The organism is Methylacidimicrobium cyclopophantes (genome assembly GCF_902143385.2).
Lineage (GTDB): Bacteria > Verrucomicrobiota > Verrucomicrobiia > Methylacidiphilales > Methylacidiphilaceae > Methylacidimicrobium > Methylacidimicrobium cyclopophantes.
In genome coordinates this window covers 1-1,894 of the sequence record NZ_CABFUZ020000074.1, presented here as the reverse complement: position 1 = coordinate 1,894, position 1,894 = coordinate 1, and the positions used below count along the sequence as shown (strand labels likewise).

General features: G+C 67.7%; 1 protein-coding gene. It reads right to left on the bottom strand.

Annotation, left to right across the window (positions count from 1 at the left end; genetic code table 11):
• Window positions 1–161: 161 nt before the first annotated feature.
• Window positions 162–1,814 carry a 4'-phosphopantetheinyl transferase superfamily protein gene (locus FN369_RS01385; RefSeq protein WP_142524425.1) on the bottom strand — a complete coding sequence of 551 codons (1,653 nt, stop codon included), beginning with the start codon at window positions 1,812–1,814 and terminating at the stop codon, window positions 162–164.
• Window positions 1,815–1,894: the final 80 nt, after the last annotated feature.

Genomic DNA, 1,894 nt, shown 5'->3' with positions numbered 1-1,894 from the left:
TCGCCTGGAAATTCTAGCCGAGCTGGCGCTGCGCTCCGCGGCGGAGGCGGATGGTCTTCGGCGCCCTTTGCGCGATCCGGCGGTCCGGCCGCTTCGTGGGGCTTGGCTTTCCCCCGCGCAGGATCCCTCCCGCTTCCTACAGCTCCGGCCGGACCATCCCTTCACCTCGTCCAGGCGAGAACGTTGCCTTCCCGCACGGCGGTCCGAACGACCGTCTCCGATCCGCTTCCCCGGAGACGAACCAGGAAATCCCCCTCCCCTTGCCAGCGCGCCTCGAGCGCCCTCGGACCACGACCCAAGCCGGAGCCGAAGAGCTTTCCGGCTGCCTCCTTGGCGCACCAGAGCCGAAAGAATCCTTCCTGCGCGTTTGCTTTGGCGAAAGAAGAGACCGCCTTCCGCTCCTCCTCAGAGAGCGCCTCCCAAAGGAGTTCGCCGGGCTCCCGAATCGGCTCGAGATCGACCCCGATCGGAGCCTCGGAAGCCGCTCCGAGGGCAAAGCCCGACGCATGCGCCAGGCTCAAGTGGGGAGAGGAAGCGAGGGGAGCATCGCAGAGACGCGGCGCGCTCCCCCGTTCGCCTACGAGAGCGAGCGCGCGCAGATGGGGCGATGGGGAGCTTGGGCTTACGGAGCCGAGCAAGAGCCGCAAAGCCTCCTTGAGCGCGAGACGGCCCAGGAGCCACTCCCGGCGGCCGAGGATCGGCCGATCGAGGCTCTTCCACTCGACGAGCTCCCGCGCTTGGAGAGAGCCGCGAGCCAGGAGTTCTTCGGGAAAGTCCCCCCAGGCCGTCGCAGGGAGCAGGATGGCGGCGGTCCTCGCGGAGCGCCCCGAGAGCTCGATCGGCTCGCCGAGAAACCGGGAGCCGGAAGAGAGCGCGAAGTCGGTCAGCTTCTCCGGGAGACGGAGGCTCCATCCCCTCCATCCTTCCACACGGAGCCAAGAGCGTTCCCGGGAATCGACCAGCTCGGCGTTCGCGAGCAAGATCGGTCCCTTCTCCTCTCGGATCGTGATCCCCGCCCGAAGGCGGCTCCCGGGGGGAGGCGGTGGGCCGTAGACCTCCAAGTGGGAAAAGCCGACGGGGAATACGATCCGCCCCTCCCGTCGAGCCCAGAGCGCAACGAGCTGGGCGATTCCGTCGAGGAGCTGCGGATCGCAGAGGAGCTCGGGATTCGGTCGCGAGCGGAAGAGTCCTCCCCGCGGTCGAACGAGGAAGTGGCCGAGGGCGATTTTCCGCCCGAGGAAGAGTGGGCCGACGAGGCAGCGGAGGGACGGACCGTGGAAGAGCAGTCCCCGCGCATAGGCCTCTTCCCCGGTGAGCGATCTCTCCCCCCCTTTTTCGACCGCTCCAAAAGAGAAGGAGATTTGCGCGGAATACCGGTCCGCAAAGAGCGCAAGCCCGGAGACGGCCGCGCCCGCTTGCTCCTCCGGATGGAGGGAGACCACGACCTCGACCGGCCTTCGCGAGGCTTTGCACGGACGGCTCTCCGCCCGCAGGACGGTGCGGATCGGTTCCTCCACGCTGATCCACCGGGAGGCATGCACCCGGCGAAAGCCCACCCATCCGAGACCGGGAGCCAGGCAGGCCGCCGCTTCCGCCATCGCTTCCAGGCTCATCGCCAGGGGAAGGATGGCCAAAGAGCCTTCCGGGGCCCGCTCCCCGGGCGTAAAGGGGAAAAGGTGATCCGCCAAGAAGAGAGCTTCGTCGAGCGAGAGGCAACTCTCGACCTCCACGAAGCGCTCGGGAGAAAACCGGAGGATCTTCCCCAAAAAAGGAAGCCGGCAGGCCGTGGAAGCCGGATCGGGAGACCGAATCATACGACTTCCAGGAGGAGTCCCGCGATCGTCAGACCCGGGCCGAAGGCCAGCGAGAAGACCCGGGTCCCCGGCGGGACCGC

Bases quoted from the DNA above. Each gene is read 5' to 3' on its own strand.
- FN369_RS01385 (WP_142524425.1), bottom strand. From the start codon at position 1,814: ATGATTCGGTCTCCCGATCCGGCTTCCACGGCCTGCCGGCTTCCTTTT.